Below are 16,096 nucleotides of genomic sequence, written 5' to 3'. Positions count from 1 at the left end.
AACTTACGAAGTTTTAAAAACTTCGTAAGTTTTGAGGGATGGAGAATTACCGCTTATGCGTTTTCCTATACTTCGATGGCGACATTCCTATCAATTTAGTAAACAACCTCGAAAAATAATAAGGATCATCAAAACCCAGATCAGAGCAGATCTCCTTGATACTTCTATCGGTAAAATATAAATACTGGCATGAGGCCTGGATCTTCAATAAATTAAAATAATTGATAGGTGATGAGCCGGTTTTTTGCTTAAACAACCGCAAATAATGTGATGCCGAAATGCCCTGTTGCTTAGCCAGGTGCATCACCTCGAATTTGTTGCTGATGTGCTTTTTCATGTAAGCGATGGAGTTGCTTACAAAATCGTTATCATAATCAACCGGGTTAGTTTGCTTGTAGTACACCAGCGAAGAGATAAAATTGAGGAGGTTGATGTTTACAATTTCCATTTCCTTTTCGTGATAGCTGTGTTCAAGCACGGCGTAGATCTGTTCGTATAGCTTGATCCGGCTGCTGTCGTAAGGTACAGATTGCACCACCGGTTGCCCGTTATCCAGCGAGCGCTCGTAGATCAACTGCGAATTTAAGCCGCTGAAATGCACCCAATAAATACTCCATGGGTTGGTTTCCGAACTTTTGTAGCGGTGCGCTACGTTACGGGGGATGATGAAAAAAGTATTAGGTTTTAAAACGTGGTCCTCCCCGTTCAGATAAACATAACCTTCTCCATCAATGCAGTAAAGCAGGATGTATTCGCTGCTGCCTGTACGGCGTTCGCGGTCGTGGTAGGCAGCTTTGGGGTAATAGCCTATCGCCGTTAAATAAAAACCTTTAATAAGGGCGTTGTTGGTGATCTCTTTTTTGATGTTTGGGGGCAATACGATCATTTTTTGACCGATAAAGCCTTCTTTTATCTTTTTTTTAGGTTCGGCTATCGCGTTCATAGCTTCATGAATTAATTGGTATTTAAAGGTATCGATTTTTTTATGGGATGCAAGTTTTTTAAATGGGTTAACCAATGATAGTATTATCCATTACTTTTTAAAATTTATCCATTTTTTTAACGATGCTTTCATAGTAGGTTTACCAAAACCAATTAAATGCTAAACAGGTTGCCGCACCGCCCGCTTGTTTAAACGAAACTGATTAAATGAACAAACAAATTAAATACCGATACACGCATGGCTGTTAAATCGCGCTTATGGGGACAACATAATGGGCAGGACGTTTACCTTTTCAAAATTGAAAGCACAACGGGCGCCTATGTCGAGCTGACCAACTACGGCGCGGCCGTTGTATCTGTTGTGGTGCCGGATAAGCAGCAGCATTTGGAAAACGTGGTGGTAGGTTTTCCTGAACTGGAAGGCTATTTGAATGATACCTGCTATATCGGCTCAACCATAGGTCGTTACGCTAACAGGATCAGCGGGGCAAAGTTTAACCTTGATGGAGAAACTTATCACCTGGATGCTAACGATGGCAAGAATACCAATCACGGTGGAAAAAGTGGTTTTAATTACAGGGTATTTGACACAGCCACAATAGATAACGGCGTAGTAATGACCTTAACCAGTGCCGACGGTGACGGCGGTTATCCCGGTACCCTCGAATTGAGTGTAACTTACACCTGGAGTACCGATAATGAATTGCTGATCAGTTATAAAGCAACCACCGATAAAACTACCATTGCCAATTTTACCAATCACGCTTATTTTAACCTTTCGGCATTTAAAAGCAAGATATATAACCACAGGCTTACCGTTTTATCGGGAGAGATAGTTGATTCATACGAAGATTATACGCCGAGTGGTGCAATTAATCCTGCAAAAGATAAAGCGTTTAATAATAACAGGCTTAGCGAGAAATTTAAAATAGATGAAAGCCACGTAGAAGGCCTCAATCTGTTCTACATTATCGATACCGAAACAGAGGATAACGCGCTGGCGTATGCTGCCATATTAACTGATGAGGTATCCGGTCGCAGCCTGAAAGTTTATACTGATTACCCCGGCGTGTTCCTCTACACCGGCGATTATCTGAGCAGCACCGAAGCAACGCTTACCGGCAAACAAGCCCGGCCTTTTGATGCCCTTTGCCTGGAGTGCCAGCATTATCCGGATAGCATTAACCACCCTAATTTTCCGCAGGCTATTTTGCAGCCGGGCGAAGTTTATAACCAAAACATTTTATACAAGTTCGGCACTATATGAAAAAATACGCCCTGATATTTTCTATACTATCTGTTTTCTCGCTTGCTGCTTCGGCGCAAACTTATACGGTAAAATCGCCGGATAATAAGCTAAAGCTGGTGCTTAATGTAAAGGATAGCATTACCTATTCGGTAAGCTATAAAAATAACGAACTTATTTCGCCTTCGGTTATTGGCCTTAAGCTGGATAAAACTACTATTGGTGCAGGTGCCAAAGTTTTAAACGCCAAGCCATCTACAGTAAATAAAAACATCCGCCCTTTGTATGGTAAAGATGCTGTATTGACGGATAATTATAACGAATTGCTGATCAGCTTTGCGGGTGATTATAAATTATTGTTGCGCGCCTACAACGAGGGGGTAGCTTACCGCTTTGTAACCGATTTGAAAGATTCAGTAAAAGTTATGAGCGAGCAAGCCGGTTTTAACCTGAAAGGCTCACCCGGCACAACCATTGCCGAAACTGATAATTATACCGCCTGGGAACTATCTTACAACCAATACAAATCGATAGATGAAGTTAAGGAAGATAAACACGCCATTACCCCGGCTTTATACAGCTACAAAAACGGTGTAAAACTGGTAATTGCCGAAGCTGATCTGTTTGATTATCCCGGCATGTACGTAAGGAAAAAAGGCGGCAATATCATTGGCGAATGGGCAGGCTACCCGGCAACAACCAAAATGGGCAGCTGGGGCGATTTTGTATCGGTAGTAACCTCGCGCGAAAACTATATCGCTAAAGAACCCGGCAAAAAAGAATACCCATGGCGCGTGATCATCGCTACCGATGACGATAAAACTTTGCTGAATAACCAGCTGGTTTATAAATTATCTAAATCATCCGTACTGGAAAATACCTCATGGATAAAACCAGGCAAAGCGGCCTGGGAGTGGTGGCATGATGCTATCCTGCCCGGTGCACCGATCCCATCGGGTATGGAAAACCGCAGCACGCAACTGTATAATTTCTATACTGATTTCGCGGCCAAAAATCATTTGGAATACATGATGATAGATGCCGGCTGGAGCGATAATTACGATGTTAAAAAACCGCTTAAAAGAACTGATATCCGCGCGGTGATTCAGCATGCTAATGAAAAGCATGTCGGCATTTTTGTTTGGTGCGTGGCTGCGCCATTGTTAAAAGATCTGGAAGCTAACATGGATTATCTGAAAGATATCGGCGCGGTTGGTATCAAGGTCGATTTTTTTGACAGGGACGATCAGTTGGCAATCAAACAGTTGCAAACCATTGCTGAGGCTGCTGCTAAACGCCATTTGATGGTTGATTTTCATGGTTGCTCAAAACCAACCGGTTTACAGCGTACTTATCCAAACATTGTTAACTACGAGGCCGTGCGCGGGCAGGAGTGCTCGAAATGGGATTTGACCACCAACCCGGTACATCATACTACTTTCCCTTTTATCAGGATGCTGGGCGGTCCGCTGGATTATACGCCGGGCTCAATGCGTAATAAATCAAAAGATACCTTTAAGCCGATAGCCGAGGGCTTGCCATCTACACAAGGTACCCGTTGCCATGAACTGGCCATGTTTGTGGTATTTGATCAACCATTAGCGGTATTCTGCGATTCGCCTACCGAGTATGAAAAATACCCGGATCTTGAAGAATACCTGTCGGCCGTGCCAACCGTATTCGACGAAACCAAACCACTTGATGGCAAACTTGGCGAATACATCGCGTTAGCAAAAAAGAAAGGTAAAGACTGGTACGTAGGTGCTATGACCAACTGGGATGCAAGGGATATCAATGTTGATTTCTCCTTCCTGCCAGCCGGTGCCACCTACACCGCTGATCTGTACACCGATGCCGCCGATGCGGATAAGAACGCAGAAAAATACGAGCATAAAACCATTACCGTAAACCGCTCAACAAAACTGAATTTGAAACTGGCTCCGGGTGGTGGCGCGGTGGTACATCTGCACGGAAAATGAGGTGAAAGGATAAAGGTGAAAGGCAAAAGGTAGGAAAACCGAATGTTTAAACTAAGAGACTTATAAAGTAGATTTATAGAAAGAGAAGAAGCTAACCATTATAAAATGATCACTGATTTAAAAAAAGAAATTAAGTTTAACAGCGGCTATATCATAGGGATCTCCTTTATATCGGCGCTGGGCGGCTACCTGTTCGGCTTTGATTTTGCCGTGATATCAGGGGCGTTGCCGTTCCTGCGCAAAGAGTTCGCGTTGGATCCTGTTTGGGAAGGTTTCCTGACCGGCTCATTGGCACTTGGCTGTATTGTGGGCTGTATCATTGCAGGTCGCATAGCCGAAAAGTTTGGTCGTAAACCGGGATTGCAGGTTGCCGCGCTCATTTTCGCTATTTCATCTGTAGGTATCGCCTTTTCAACCGGGCTTACTTATTTCCTGGTGCTGCGTTTCGCGGCCGGGATAGGGGTGGGGATGGCCTCGATGCTTTGCCCTATGTACATTGCAGAAATTTCACCGGCGCAGGTGCGTGGTCGTAATGTGGCCATTAACCAGCTTACGGTAGTGTTGGGCATCCTGATCACCAACTTATGTAACTACTTTTTAGCCGATGCCGGTGATAATGCCTGGCGATGGATGTTTGGTTTAGGTACGGTGCCTGCCGCTATTTTCCTGATAGGCGTGATCGCCTTACCCGAAAGCCCACGCTGGCTGATCAAAGCGGGTAGACATGAAGAAGCCGAAAAGGTACTTTACAAAATAGGTTCCGAAGGCTTTGTTACTTCAACGCAGGAGGCTATCGAAAAATCATTAAAAGGCGGCGCAAAGAAAGAATCATACCGTGCCGTGTTTGAAAAAGCCGTACGGCCTGCTGTATTGGTTGGTATTACACTTGCCGTGTTCCAGCAGTTTTGCGGTATCAATGTGGTGTTTAATTATACCTCAACCATTTTTGCTTCAGTTGGTTCAAGTTTAAATCAGCAGCTTTTCGAAACCGTTTCTATCGGTATAGTTAACCTCGTGTTTACACTGCTTGCCATGTGGCAGGTGGATAAGCTGGGCCGTAAGCCGTTGATGCTGATCGGTTCCCTAGGTTTATCTATCCTGTACATTGTATTGGCTTACCTGTTGCAAAATCAGCTCTCGGCCAAATTAGTATCCATATTTGTATTGCTGGCCATCAGTACCTACGCGCTTTCATTAGCCCCTATAACATGGGTATTAATTGCCGAGATTTTCCCGAACAAGATCCGCAGTGTGGCATCAACCGTGGCCATTGTATCGCTATGGGCTGCCTACTTTGTGCTGGTGTTCACCTTCCCAATACTTGCTAAAGTGCTGGGTACCTACGGACCGTTTTACATGTACGCGGGCATCTGTTTCCTGGGCTTTTTATTTGTGCTGAAAAAGGTGAAGGAAACCAAAGGCCAAACCCTCGAAGAATTAGAAGACAATTTAATAAGACATTAATATAACCATTAGCTAAAATGAATGATTTGTTTGTAAACGTTTGGGAAGAAAAAGTAACCATTCCAACCTACGCTATAGGTAAGCCTGACAAAAACCCTATGTTTTTTGAAAAGCGCGTTTACCAGGGCAGCAGCGGCAAGGTATATCCTAACCCTGTTATCGAAAAAATTTACGACGAAAAGGAAGATAAAGAATACACAGGCCTGTATCTTGAGAATAAATACCTCAAAGTGCTGATCCTGCCCGAGCTGGGCGGCCGCATCCAGATGGCTTATGATAAGATCAAGCAACGCCATTTTATTTACTACAACCAGGTGATTAAACCAGCGCTGGTAGGTTTAACCGGTCCGTGGATCTCCGGCGGGATCGAGTTTAACTGGCCGCAACACCACCGCCCAAGTACTTTTGAAGCGGTTGATTATAAGATAGAAGAAAATGCCGATGGCAGCAAAACCGTATTGGTGAACGAAGTGGAGCGCATGTTCCATACCAAAGGCATGGCCGGTTTTACACTGCATCCCGATAAAGCATACATCGAAATAAAAGCTAAACTGTACAACCGCTCGGCCCTGCCGCAAACCTTTTTATGGTGGGCTAACCCGGCTGTTAAGGTAAATGACGATTACCAATCGGTTTTCCCGCCTGATGTGAACGCTGTATTTGACCACGGTAAACGTGATGTATCTACCTTCCCGATAGCAACCGGTACTTATTATAAAGTTGATTACTCGCCGGGTACCGATATCTCGAGGTATAAAAATATCCCCGTGCCAACATCGTACATGGCCATCAACTCCAATTATGATTTTGTAGGTGGATACGAGCATGACAGCCAAGCTGGTTTGTTGCACGTAGCCAACCACCACGTATCCCCCGGTAAAAAACAATGGACCTGGGGCCACAGCGATTTCGGCCTGGCCTGGGACAGGAACCTGACCGACGAGGATGGCCCATACATCGAACTGATGACCGGTATGTTTACCGATAATCAGCCCGACTTTACCTGGTTGATGCCGCACGAGGAAAAGCATTTTACCCAATACTTTATGCCATACCGCGAGCTTGGTGTAATTAAAAATGCTACTAAAGATATCTTGCTGGCCTTAGATTATACCGATGGCAAACTGCTGCTAAAAGTTTATGTAACGGGCAATCAAAACAACCTGAACATTAAACTACAGCACGACGGCAAAGTATTGCTAAGTGAAAAGATCAGCATTGTACCCGAGCAGGTATTTGAAAGGGAGATAGCCGTTAAAAATATCGACGAAAACCTTTTACTGCTTACCGTACACTCGGAAGCCGGCAAGGAGCTCATCAAATACGATGCTGCCAGCAACAAGCTGAACAACATTCCCGAAGCTGCCAAACCTGCCCTGCTACCTGCCGATACTGAAAATAACGAACAATTGTTTTTAACCGCCCAGCACCTGGAGCAATATCGCCATGCAACCTATAGCCCGGTACCATATTACGAAGAAGCGATCCGCCGCGACCCCAAAGATATCCGCAATAACAATGCTTTAGGTTTATGGTATTTACGCCGCGGCCAGTTTGCCAAAAGCGAGCCTTACTTCAGGAGGGCGGTTGAAACAATTACCCAGCGCAACCCTAACCCTTACGATAGCGAATGCTATTATAACTTAGGTTTGGCGCTGAAATTCCTGGGCAAAAAAGATGAAGCTTACAAAGCATTTTACAAAGCCACCTGGAGCAATGCATGGAAAGATAGCGGCTATTTCTCGGTAGCACAGATCGATCTGGAAAACGGCGATTATGAACTGGCACTTGACCATGCGTTGTCATCGTTGGATAGGAACGCCAATAACAGCAAAGCTTATGTTTTGCGTTCGGCAGCCTTCCGCAAACTGAACAGGAACGAAGAAGCTATTGAAGTTGCCGCTTCAGCTGTAAAACGCGATCCTTTCAATTTGGGCGCTTTGTTCGAGCTTAATTTGGCTTACAAAGCTTTAGGTAAGAATGAAAAAGCGGCTTCAAGCTTTGAGCAACTGGTAACACTATCGCGTGGTTACTATCAAAATTACATTGAGTACGCTTTGGATTATGCTAATGCAGGCTTGTATGATGAAGCTTCAAGTTTATTAAGCAACGCTGTTACAGGCAATACTACCAGCCCGATGGTGTATTATTACCTCGGCTATTTCGCCTGTCAGCTGGGTAATAACGAGCAGGCTGCCCAATACTTTAAACTGGCCTCGGTAGCCGATTCATACCTGTGTTTCCCTGATCGTTTGGAAGATATAAGTGTATTAAAACTGGCTGCCGCATTGATCCCTACGGATGCTAAAGCGCCTTACTACTTGGGTAACCTGTTTTATGATAAGCTGCAATATGATGATGCCATTGCCGCCTGGGAAACATCGGCACAGCTGGATGATCAATTTCCAACCGTGTTCAGGAATTTAGGTATCGCTTACTACAACAAACGTAACGATCCTACTAAAGCTTTAACCTGCTTTGAAAAAGCTTTCGAGCTGGATAGAACGGATGCCCGCATATTGATGGAACTTGATCAGCTTTATAAAAAACTGAACTATACTGCTGATGCCCGTTTGGCATTCATTGAAGCTAATTTGGATACTGCCGAACTGCGCGATGATGTTTATTTGGAGCGTGCAACCCTGTATAATTTCCTTGGCGAACATGAAACCGCTTTCGGGCAGGTTTCAGAACGTACCTTCCACCCATGGGAGGGAGGCGAAGGCAAAGCTTCGGGCCAGTATGTTGGTGCTTTGGTTGAATTGGCAAAGCAAAACATTAACGATGGTAAATACCAGGAGGCTATCGATAAATTAACGCAAGCCCAAACGTACCCGCATAATTTGGGTGAGGGCAAACTGTTCGGCACGCAGGAAAATGATATTTTTTACTGGCTTGGTAAAGCTTATAAAGGCCTGCAGGAAACTGAGAAAGCGGCCCTTTATTTTGACAAGGCGAGCACCGGTTTGGAAGACCCAACAGCGGCTGTTTTTTACAACGATCAGCAGCCGGATAAGATCTTTTATCAAGGTTTAGCTAAAAAATGTCTCGGTGACAGTACATCAGCAGAGCGTATCTTTAAAAAACTGCTTAAATATGGTATAGAGCACATGGATGATAATGTAAAAATTGATTACTTTGCCGTCTCGCTGCCAAATCTGCTCATTTTTGAGGATGATCTGAAGGCAAGGAACCAGGTGCATTGTCACTTTTTACAGGGCTTGGGATACCTTGGTCTGCATGATGTTGAACGTGCGCAAAAAGCCTTTGCCGAAGTATTGAAACTTGATGCCGGGCATTTTGGAGCGAGGATACATCAAAACATGATAAACCAAATTACCGAAGTAGCCGGTTAAACCAAAACTTACACGTGAGAACTACTCAAAAAAAAACTTTACCACTGGGCCTGCTTTTCGCAGGCTCAATGCTGTTTGTCGGTAGGGCAGCAGCGCAGGATGTAACCATCCCTGTAGAAACGCAACACAACGCCATCGTACTGCAAACCGATGCCGAAAAACACCTGAACATGGTGTACCTGGGTGCTAAACTGGCCAACAGCGCCGAGTATGCCCGCATCCAAAAAATGTACAAACAGGCCGATGATTCGGGCGTGCAGAATGATGTTTACACCCCATCAGGTTCGGCCAGCCTTGGCGAGCCTGCCATTACCGTTACCCATGCCGATGGCAATAAGTCATTGAATTTGGCTTATGTGAGCCATACGGTAAGCAAGGTGAGCGACGATGTTTCGCTGCTGGTGGTTACCCTGAAAGATCCGGTTTATGATTTTGAGGTAAAGCTGTATTATAAAACTTATTACAAAGAGGATGTTACCGAGCAATGGTCGGTTATTAAGCATAACGAAAAGGGCGTTGTTATCCTTAATAAATATGCTTCGGCCAATTTAAACCTGAAAGGCAATACCTCAGGCGGTTTCTGGTTGAAACAATACCACGGCAACTGGGCTATGGAAGTACAGCCGGAAGAAGCTCGTTTAACTCACGGCATCAAAACCATTGATAGCAAGCTGGGTACCCGTGCAAATTTGTACGAGCACTCGATGTTTGCCGTATCGCTGGATAAACCTGCTACCGAAGATGAAGGTAAAGTACTTTACGGCGCGTTAGAATGGTCGGGTAATTTCAGGGTTGATTTTGAGCTGGATGTGGCCAACAACCTGAAAATTATTGCCGGTATAAACAATGCCGCTTCCGAGTATCATTTAAAGCCTGGTGTTGAGTTTACTACGCCTGCATTTCTGTACACTTATTCGGATCATGGTAAAGGCGATGCAAGCCGCAAGCTGCAAAGCTGGGCACGTCAATACAAAATTGTTGACGGTAACGGTTCAAGGCTTACCCTGCTGAACAACTGGGAATCTACCTATTTTGATTTCAACGAGACTAAACTCGCCGGTTTGTTAAAAGATACCAAGAAATTAGGTGTAGACCTGTTTTTACTGGATGACGGTTGGTTTGGTAACAGCCACCCGCGCAACGGCGATAATGCCGGTTTGGGCGATTGGCAGGAAAACAAACAGAAACTACCAAACGGCATCAGCTCCTTAGTGAAAGAGGCGCAGGCCAATGGTGTAAAATTCGGTATCTGGATTGAGCCGGAAATGGTTAACCCGGCTAGCGATTTATACAAAGCCCATCCTGATTGGGTGATCAAGCAACCAAACCGCCCTGAAAAATATTTCCGTAACCAGCTGGTGCTTGATTTGGCCAACCCTAAAGTACAGGATTTTGTATTTGGCGTAGTTGATAACCTGTTCACCAAAAATCCCGACCTGGCTTATATTAAATGGGATTGTAACGCGGTGATCTATAACGCTTACTCGGCCTATTTGAAAAAAGACCAGTCGCATATTTATGTTGATTATGTAAATGGTTTGTATAACGTGTTAAAACGCGTACGTGCCAAATACCCTAAAGTGCCTTTAATGCTTTGTTCGGGCGGTGGCGGTCGTGTTGATTATGGCGCGTTGCAATACTTTACCGAGTACTGGCCAAGCGATAACACCGATCCGCTGGAGCGCGTGTTTATCCAGTGGGAATATTCGTTCTTCTACCCGGCAATCACCAGCTCAAATCACGTAACTGATTGGGGCAAACAACCTATCAAATACCGTGTGGATGTAGCCATGATGGGCAAAATGGGCTTCGATATCGTGATTGGTAAATTAAGCGATAACGAACTGGCCTTCTGTCAATCAGCCCTTAAAAACTATGATGGCCTGAAAGACGCCATCTGGCACGGCGATCAGTACCGTTTAGCCTCTCCTTGGGATAACGATGCGGCATCTATCATGTATGTAAACGCAGATAAAACGAAAGCGGTAATGTTTAACTATTTGGTGAATAATCGCTACGGCTCGGGAACTAAAGTTCCGGTACGTTTAAAAGGGCTTGATCCTAATAAAAAATACCGTGTTAAAGAGATCAATGTGTTCCCGGGTACAGGTTCTGTACTTGGTAACGAGGACTTAACTTTTACAGGCGATTTCCTGATGAATGTTGGTATTAATCCAGAAACCAATACTTACCATACCAGTGTAGTATTGCAGTTGGAAGCGATTTAATAAAAGCGATTTATCATAAATGAAAAAGGGAGTGGCAAGCCACTCCCTTTTTCATTTTATAACTCACTGGTTGAAGTTTAGCGATAGCGTAACTTCGACCTAAACTGGATTAAGCTTCCAGCTTAACTTTATGATCAAGTTGCCATTCCGGTCTCGGAAGCAGAATGCTTCCAAAAGTTTAGGACGAAGTTACGCTATCGCTAAACTTCGACCAGTAGTTGATTGTTTTAGGAGAGTTAGCTAACTCTACCTCAATTTATCCACCATATCAAAATGCGCTACAGTGCCGTTGCCAGCCGGCGACTTTTCGCATGCCGAATAAAAGATGTACTTTTTATCTTCATCAATTCCCGGAAACATTTTACTAATTGCCACTCTTATTTCCATGTTCTGTTTTTTCACAGCCGTGGTATCCTTAATGTTGATCCTGGTTACATAGTCAATAACCGGGAACCAACCGTCATCGCTTTTTTGGTTGGTCATCCGGAATATTCTCGGTTGTCCGGCTACATTATCTATTACTACCGGGAATTTGTATTTATCCATTGTAATGTTCACGGCTTGTTGATAAAGCTTCCCTACATTGTCTAAATGGTTGTAACGCCAGTAATCATTTGGGGCGTTGCATTGTAAGGCCAGTTCGAGGGTAAGGCGTGCATCGACAAATTTATTTTGGTTGAATTTTGCTTCTGCAACGGCATAAAGCTCGGGCGCGGTTTTGCCGTTTATGCGGTAGGGGTTAACACTTACCGAAGTGATCTTCCATCCATAATTGTACTTAGAATACAGCACGGTTATCATATCCTGGTTTGCCAGTGCGCGGCTTTTAGGGGTAAAAAGCGCGATGTACATTTCGTGCTCAATACCATTATAGATCATTGTATAGCTATTGATCCCCGCCGAATTATTAACTACAGTATCGCCCGAGCGATATTTGTTCACAATGTAGTACTCATCGTAAATGTCATAGTCGGCAGCTTTTAACCTGTTGCCAACCTGTTCCATCTCGCGCAGGGTGTACGGGGTGCTTAACATCTCCTTCGATTCGAGGAAGCGGATATCGTTTTTATTATCGGTTTTTAGATCGTTAAATAATTGCTGGTTAAGCTTGTGGAAATCGTTGCGTTTATCTGTGGGGATTTGTCCGTTTCGCCATGCACCGGATTTTTTAAGGCAGCTTTGAAATAACAGGGCCAGTAAAAGGCAACCCAGTAGTTTAATTGTGTTAGGGAATAGGGGTTTCATATCGGTTGCAATAATAGGAAAAAGGCAGGGGATTTATCGGCTTGCTTATACTGCTTTGTTCAGGATAAATAGCTTTAGCTCTGCTATGTTTAAGCCGGTCGAAGTTTAGTAACAGGGGGAACCTCGACCGGCAAACATACTGCAGGGTACTTACTTCAATCTTTCCACCATATCAAAATGCGCTACCAAAGTTGCCTTCAGCGGCAACTTATTACAAGCCGAATAGTAAACATACTTTCTCCCCTCATTAATACCCGGAAGGATTTTGCCTATTACCTTCTGCATCTCCATGTTTTGCTTTTTTACAGCCGCCGTGTCTGTAATATCTATCTTGGTTACATAAAAAACAGCCGGGAACCATCCTTCGCTGCTCCGCTGGTTTTTTAAATGAAAAATCTGGGGCGAGCCTGTTACTTCATCAACTGTTAGCGGGAAGTGGTATTTATAAATGCTTTCTGATCGCGCCCTTTTAAACATATTATCAAGGTTATCTACCTTGTCGTCGTTTAAATGAATGTATTCCCAGTTTTCTACAGGGTTAACACATTGCTGCGCCAGTTCAAACAGCAGTTTGGCGTTCGCGTAATACCCTTTATCAAATTGCGCCTTTCCTGCCTTGAAAAGTTCGGGAGCTGTTTGTCCGTTGATCTTATAAGCGCCAACTTCTGCCGAACATAGCTTCCAGCCATAGTTAAATTTGGCATATGTGGCCACTATGAGGTCCTGGTTGGCCAATTTTTTGTCTGCTGGGATAAGTAAGGCTACGTAGCTTTCCTGTGCTATCCGGCTATAAATAAATTGATAGCCATTAATGCTTGCTGATGTGTTGGTGAGGGTATCATATCTGGCGGTATCGGAATTGGGTACAAAAGATTTAACTACATAATACTCGTCAAGTACCTTATAATCTGCTGTTGCTACGCGGTTGCCAACAAGTTCCAGCTTGCGCAGGTTATGCGGATCGTCCAGCATCTCTTTCGATTGGAGATTTTTTAATTCTTCTTTGTCTTTGCCGCGCAGCGCGTTAATTAATTGCGTGGTAAGATTGTGAAACTCGCCGCGTTTACTGCTGCTGATCTCGTCATTTTTAAATGTTCCGGATTGGGTGCCGCAGCTTTGAAATAATACGGCTAATAAAAGGCCACAAGCCAGCTTGATCGTGTTAGGGAATAGGTTTTTCATAATGGCAGTAATTATAGTAAAAAACGTTGAAATGAGGATAGTGTTGTTCCCGAACCTTTAGAATTTGTATCAAGCTAAACCCTCAAAAAGGGTACGTCGAATTACAAATGTTACATAAAAGATAAGTGCTTTTCTGAAAGGTTAACAGAACTGACATTTTTCAGAAAAATCCTGCCAAAACGTGCTTTAGACTTACTGATGTGGCAAAAAATAACGTCATTTGAATAAGCCTTTCTCAATTTATAGTTGTATTACTTATCGGTAAACCTGCAAAGCCGGTGGCTGGTACGAGAGGGATTTATATGGAAAATTTCGACAAGATTTTTGATTTAGAGCATTTCTTTCACCTGTCGCCCGATTGGCTTTGCATAGCCGGGTTTGATGGGTATTTCAAAAAAGTTAATCCGGCTGTTGCAAAAACTTTAGGCTATACCGAAAGCGAATTGTTTTCGAGGCCTATCGATTCGTTTGTTTACCCTGAAGACAGAAGTATTACTGCCAGTAAACGCGAAAGCATTAAACGGAACAACCCGCTTATTGATTTTGAAAACAGGTATGTAACCAAAAGCGGTGAAGTAGTTTGGTTATCCTGGAAATCGATGCCGGTGCCCAATAAGCAATTGGTTTTTGCCATAGCCCGCAATATCACCGAACGAAAAAAACTGGAAGAATACAGCAAAACATCGCTTATTAACAATAAGGTAAATAACGGCATACATGTTCTTCAGCATAAAGAAACGGCACAAGCAGCAACACAGGATGTTTTTGATATTGCCAGGCCGCCTAAACCAATAAACGAACTTTCTATAGTTGATCAGTTATGGCTTTATCAGCTTGAAACCCTGGTACGGAAATACATTGGCAAGCACGATCTGGGTATTGTTTTACTTAGCAGCGAAATGGGCCTGAGCGAACGGCAGCTGCACCGCCGGATAAAAAGCGCGACCAATTTAACGCCCAATAACTATATCCGCCGCATTAGGCTACTAATGTCTATGGAGGCTATTAACAGTGGCAGGTACCGTACCGTGGCCGAAATATCATACATAGCCGGTTTTGAAACACCTGCATATTTCCGGAAGCTGTTTAAAGAGTTTTACGGCCGCGATGTGATGGATTTTTTGCAATAGCGTAATTGGCGTAAAGGAGGGGGGATAACTGAAAATGATTGTCGCAAATGCCCCTGTCTATTGTCATTTATAAAACCCTGGTTTATTATTCTTTTTCATGAAATTTGGTTAAAGCCAATAACAAAACCATGGAAAATCCAGCCAGCAAACCAGAAGTTATTATCATTAAAGAAACCCAAAAAGTACTTGATGTAAAATGCGCGGTGATTGATGGTACAACGCTTGAGCAGGTAATGATGAACAATGCCAGCTTTAGGGATGTGTGTATCACTAATCTTAAAATTGAAGATGCCAACCTGAGCGACCTTGAAATACGATACGCACAGCTTGGCGGGGCTTATATTCATGATATAGGTATGCCGCCCGAAGGTCACCCTGCTTATGATCCCGACATAAAACAACGCCCCCTTAAATTTGAAAACTGTTACCTGGCCGGCAGTACCATTACCAATTGCAACTTAAGCAATGTTGAAATTGAGGATTGTAACCTAAGCGGGATGAAGATTGATGGGGTAGAGGTAGCGGAATTACTGCGGATTTTCAGGCAGCGATAACTGCCGATTATCTTCATTTAAAAATGAAAAGCCCTGCCATCACCGGCAGGGCTTTTTTTATCCCCAAAAATAAATTTTAATTTTTATAGTACTATGTATTGTATAGTACTGTGTTTAATACTACCTTTGTTTCTATCTAACAGAAAAACCATTAAGCATTTAAAAAAATGGACACTAAACCGTTACTATATACAGGCATCATTATCCCAATAGTTTTTTGGCTGGCAACTATCATATGCGGTTTTGTGCATGGTAACTACAGCCATATCAGTGGTACAATTAGCGATCTGGGGGCCATCGGCACCAGATCCGAAACTTTGATGGAAACTTTTACCCTGCTTTGTACGGTGTTGAGTGTGTTTTTTATGGCAGGTTTGTTTATAGCCTGCAGTCAGCTCAAATTGAATATCCTTCCAGTGTTTGGAATAATAGGTTTCCCCATCATGTTTGGCTGGGCTGCTATATTCCATTCTGGTAACCCGCTCCATTCGGCATCGGGCCCTGTATTCTTGCTTATTTATATAGGCGCGTTGTTGGCTGCTATTTTATGGAGAGGGAAGGAGTTTAAGCAGCTGAGGTTACAATCGTTATTAAGCCTGGGCGTTATGCTGCTCATTTTTATTCGCTTTATTCCATCTCCTTCACTTCAAAATAATTATACAGGGCTTATTCAACGATTTGCGCATGCGGGCTGGTCAGTTTGGTTTATCTCTTTAAGTATCAACTTTAATAAAATGCTCAGTTTAAAGGAGCAACATCAGTTAAAATAA

General features: G+C 43.6%; 11 protein-coding genes. 8 read left to right on the top strand and 3 right to left on the bottom strand.

Translation table 11 applies throughout. The features are described 5' to 3' along the window. Nucleotides 1-46: 46 nt before the first annotated feature. On the bottom strand, nt 47-943 hold the full coding sequence (locus AAFN85_RS08370) for an AraC family transcriptional regulator (protein ID WP_347526682.1): 897 nt from the start codon (nt 941-943) through the stop codon (nt 47-49). 237 nt (nt 944-1,180) lie between these two features. Here AAFN85_RS08370 and AAFN85_RS08365 point away from each other — a divergent pair, with 237 nt between their 5' ends. From AAFN85_RS08365 to AAFN85_RS08345, 5 genes are all read left to right on the top strand, one after another. Then, nucleotides 1,181-2,209: an aldose epimerase family protein gene (locus tag AAFN85_RS08365; RefSeq protein ID WP_347526681.1), complete on the top strand. Its 1,029-nt coding sequence runs from the start codon at nt 1,181-1,183 to the stop codon at nt 2,207-2,209. Further along, nucleotides 2,206-4,167 carry a glycoside hydrolase family 97 protein gene (locus AAFN85_RS08360; protein ID WP_347526680.1) on the top strand — a complete coding sequence of 654 codons (1,962 nt, stop codon included), beginning with the start codon at nt 2,206-2,208 and terminating at the stop codon, nt 4,165-4,167. Before AAFN85_RS08365 ends, AAFN85_RS08360 begins: the two co-directional genes overlap by 4 nt. 105 nt (nt 4,168-4,272) lie before the next feature. After that, the gene (locus AAFN85_RS08355) at nt 4,273-5,631 is read left to right on the top strand and encodes a sugar porter family MFS transporter (protein WP_347526679.1); all 1,359 of its coding nucleotides are present in this window, start codon (nt 4,273-4,275) and stop codon (nt 5,629-5,631) included. Between the two features lie 17 nt (nt 5,632-5,648). Continuing rightward, a complete protein-coding gene (locus tag AAFN85_RS08350; RefSeq protein WP_347526678.1) occupies nt 5,649-8,987 on the top strand; it encodes a DUF5107 domain-containing protein in 3,339 nt (1,112 codons plus the stop codon). Between the two features lie 14 nt (nt 8,988-9,001). Then, entirely contained in the window at nt 9,002-11,215 is a 2,214-nt protein-coding gene (locus tag AAFN85_RS08345; protein WP_347526677.1) for an alpha-galactosidase, read from the top strand. Nucleotides 11,216-11,461: 246 nt separating this feature from the next. Here AAFN85_RS08345 and AAFN85_RS08340 read toward each other — a convergent pair whose 3' ends face one another. Continuing rightward, nucleotides 11,462-12,460: a hypothetical protein gene (locus AAFN85_RS08340; RefSeq protein ID WP_347526676.1), complete on the bottom strand. Its 999-nt coding sequence runs from the start codon at nt 12,458-12,460 to the stop codon at nt 11,462-11,464. Nucleotides 12,461-12,610: 150 nt separating this feature from the next. After that, nucleotides 12,611-13,642 (bottom strand): hypothetical protein, encoded by a 1,032-nt coding sequence (locus AAFN85_RS08335; protein WP_347526675.1) that lies wholly within the window; start codon nt 13,640-13,642, stop codon nt 12,611-12,613. A gap of 302 nt (nt 13,643-13,944) precedes the next feature. Between AAFN85_RS08335 and AAFN85_RS08330 the strand changes: the two genes are divergently transcribed. From AAFN85_RS08330 to AAFN85_RS08320, 3 genes are all read left to right on the top strand, one after another. After that, the gene (locus AAFN85_RS08330; protein WP_347526674.1) at nt 13,945-14,772 is read left to right on the top strand and encodes a PAS domain S-box protein; all 828 of its coding nucleotides are present in this window, start codon (nt 13,945-13,947) and stop codon (nt 14,770-14,772) included. Between the two features lie 128 nt (nt 14,773-14,900). Next, a complete protein-coding gene (locus tag AAFN85_RS08325; RefSeq protein WP_347526673.1) occupies nt 14,901-15,326 on the top strand; it encodes a pentapeptide repeat-containing protein in 426 nt (141 codons plus the stop codon). 167 nt (nt 15,327-15,493) lie between these two features. After that, a complete protein-coding gene (locus tag AAFN85_RS08320) occupies nt 15,494-16,096 on the top strand; it encodes a DUF998 domain-containing protein (protein ID WP_347526672.1) in 603 nt (200 codons plus the stop codon).

This window comes from Mucilaginibacter sp. CAU 1740 (assembly GCF_039839285.1).
Lineage (GTDB): Bacteria > Bacteroidota > Bacteroidia > Sphingobacteriales > Sphingobacteriaceae > Mucilaginibacter.
Note: the sequence above shows the minus strand (reverse complement) of the source record. Positions and strands in the feature narration are given on the sequence as shown.

Excerpts from the sequence above, each read along its gene's own strand:
- AAFN85_RS08355 (WP_347526679.1), top strand. The coding sequence starts at position 4,273 with ATGATCACTGATTTAAAAAAAGAAATTAAGTTTAACAGCGGCTATATC.
- AAFN85_RS08335 (WP_347526675.1), bottom strand. The coding sequence starts at position 13,642 with ATGAAAAACCTATTCCCTAACACGATCAAGCTGGCTTGTGGCCTTTTA.
- AAFN85_RS08370 (WP_347526682.1), bottom strand. The coding sequence starts at position 943 with ATGAACGCGATAGCCGAACCTAAAAAAAAGATAAAAGAAGGCTTTATC.
- AAFN85_RS08360 (WP_347526680.1), top strand. The coding sequence starts at position 2,206 with ATGAAAAAATACGCCCTGATATTTTCTATACTATCTGTTTTCTCGCTT.
- AAFN85_RS08350 (WP_347526678.1), top strand. The coding sequence starts at position 5,649 with ATGAATGATTTGTTTGTAAACGTTTGGGAAGAAAAAGTAACCATTCCA.
- AAFN85_RS08330 (WP_347526674.1), top strand. The coding sequence starts at position 13,945 with ATGGAAAATTTCGACAAGATTTTTGATTTAGAGCATTTCTTTCACCTG.
- AAFN85_RS08325 (WP_347526673.1), top strand. The coding sequence starts at position 14,901 with ATGGAAAATCCAGCCAGCAAACCAGAAGTTATTATCATTAAAGAAACC.
- AAFN85_RS08340 (WP_347526676.1), bottom strand. The coding sequence starts at position 12,460 with ATGAAACCCCTATTCCCTAACACAATTAAACTACTGGGTTGCCTTTTA.
- AAFN85_RS08320 (WP_347526672.1), top strand. The coding sequence starts at position 15,494 with ATGGACACTAAACCGTTACTATATACAGGCATCATTATCCCAATAGTT.
- AAFN85_RS08365 (WP_347526681.1), top strand. The coding sequence starts at position 1,181 with ATGGCTGTTAAATCGCGCTTATGGGGACAACATAATGGGCAGGACGTT.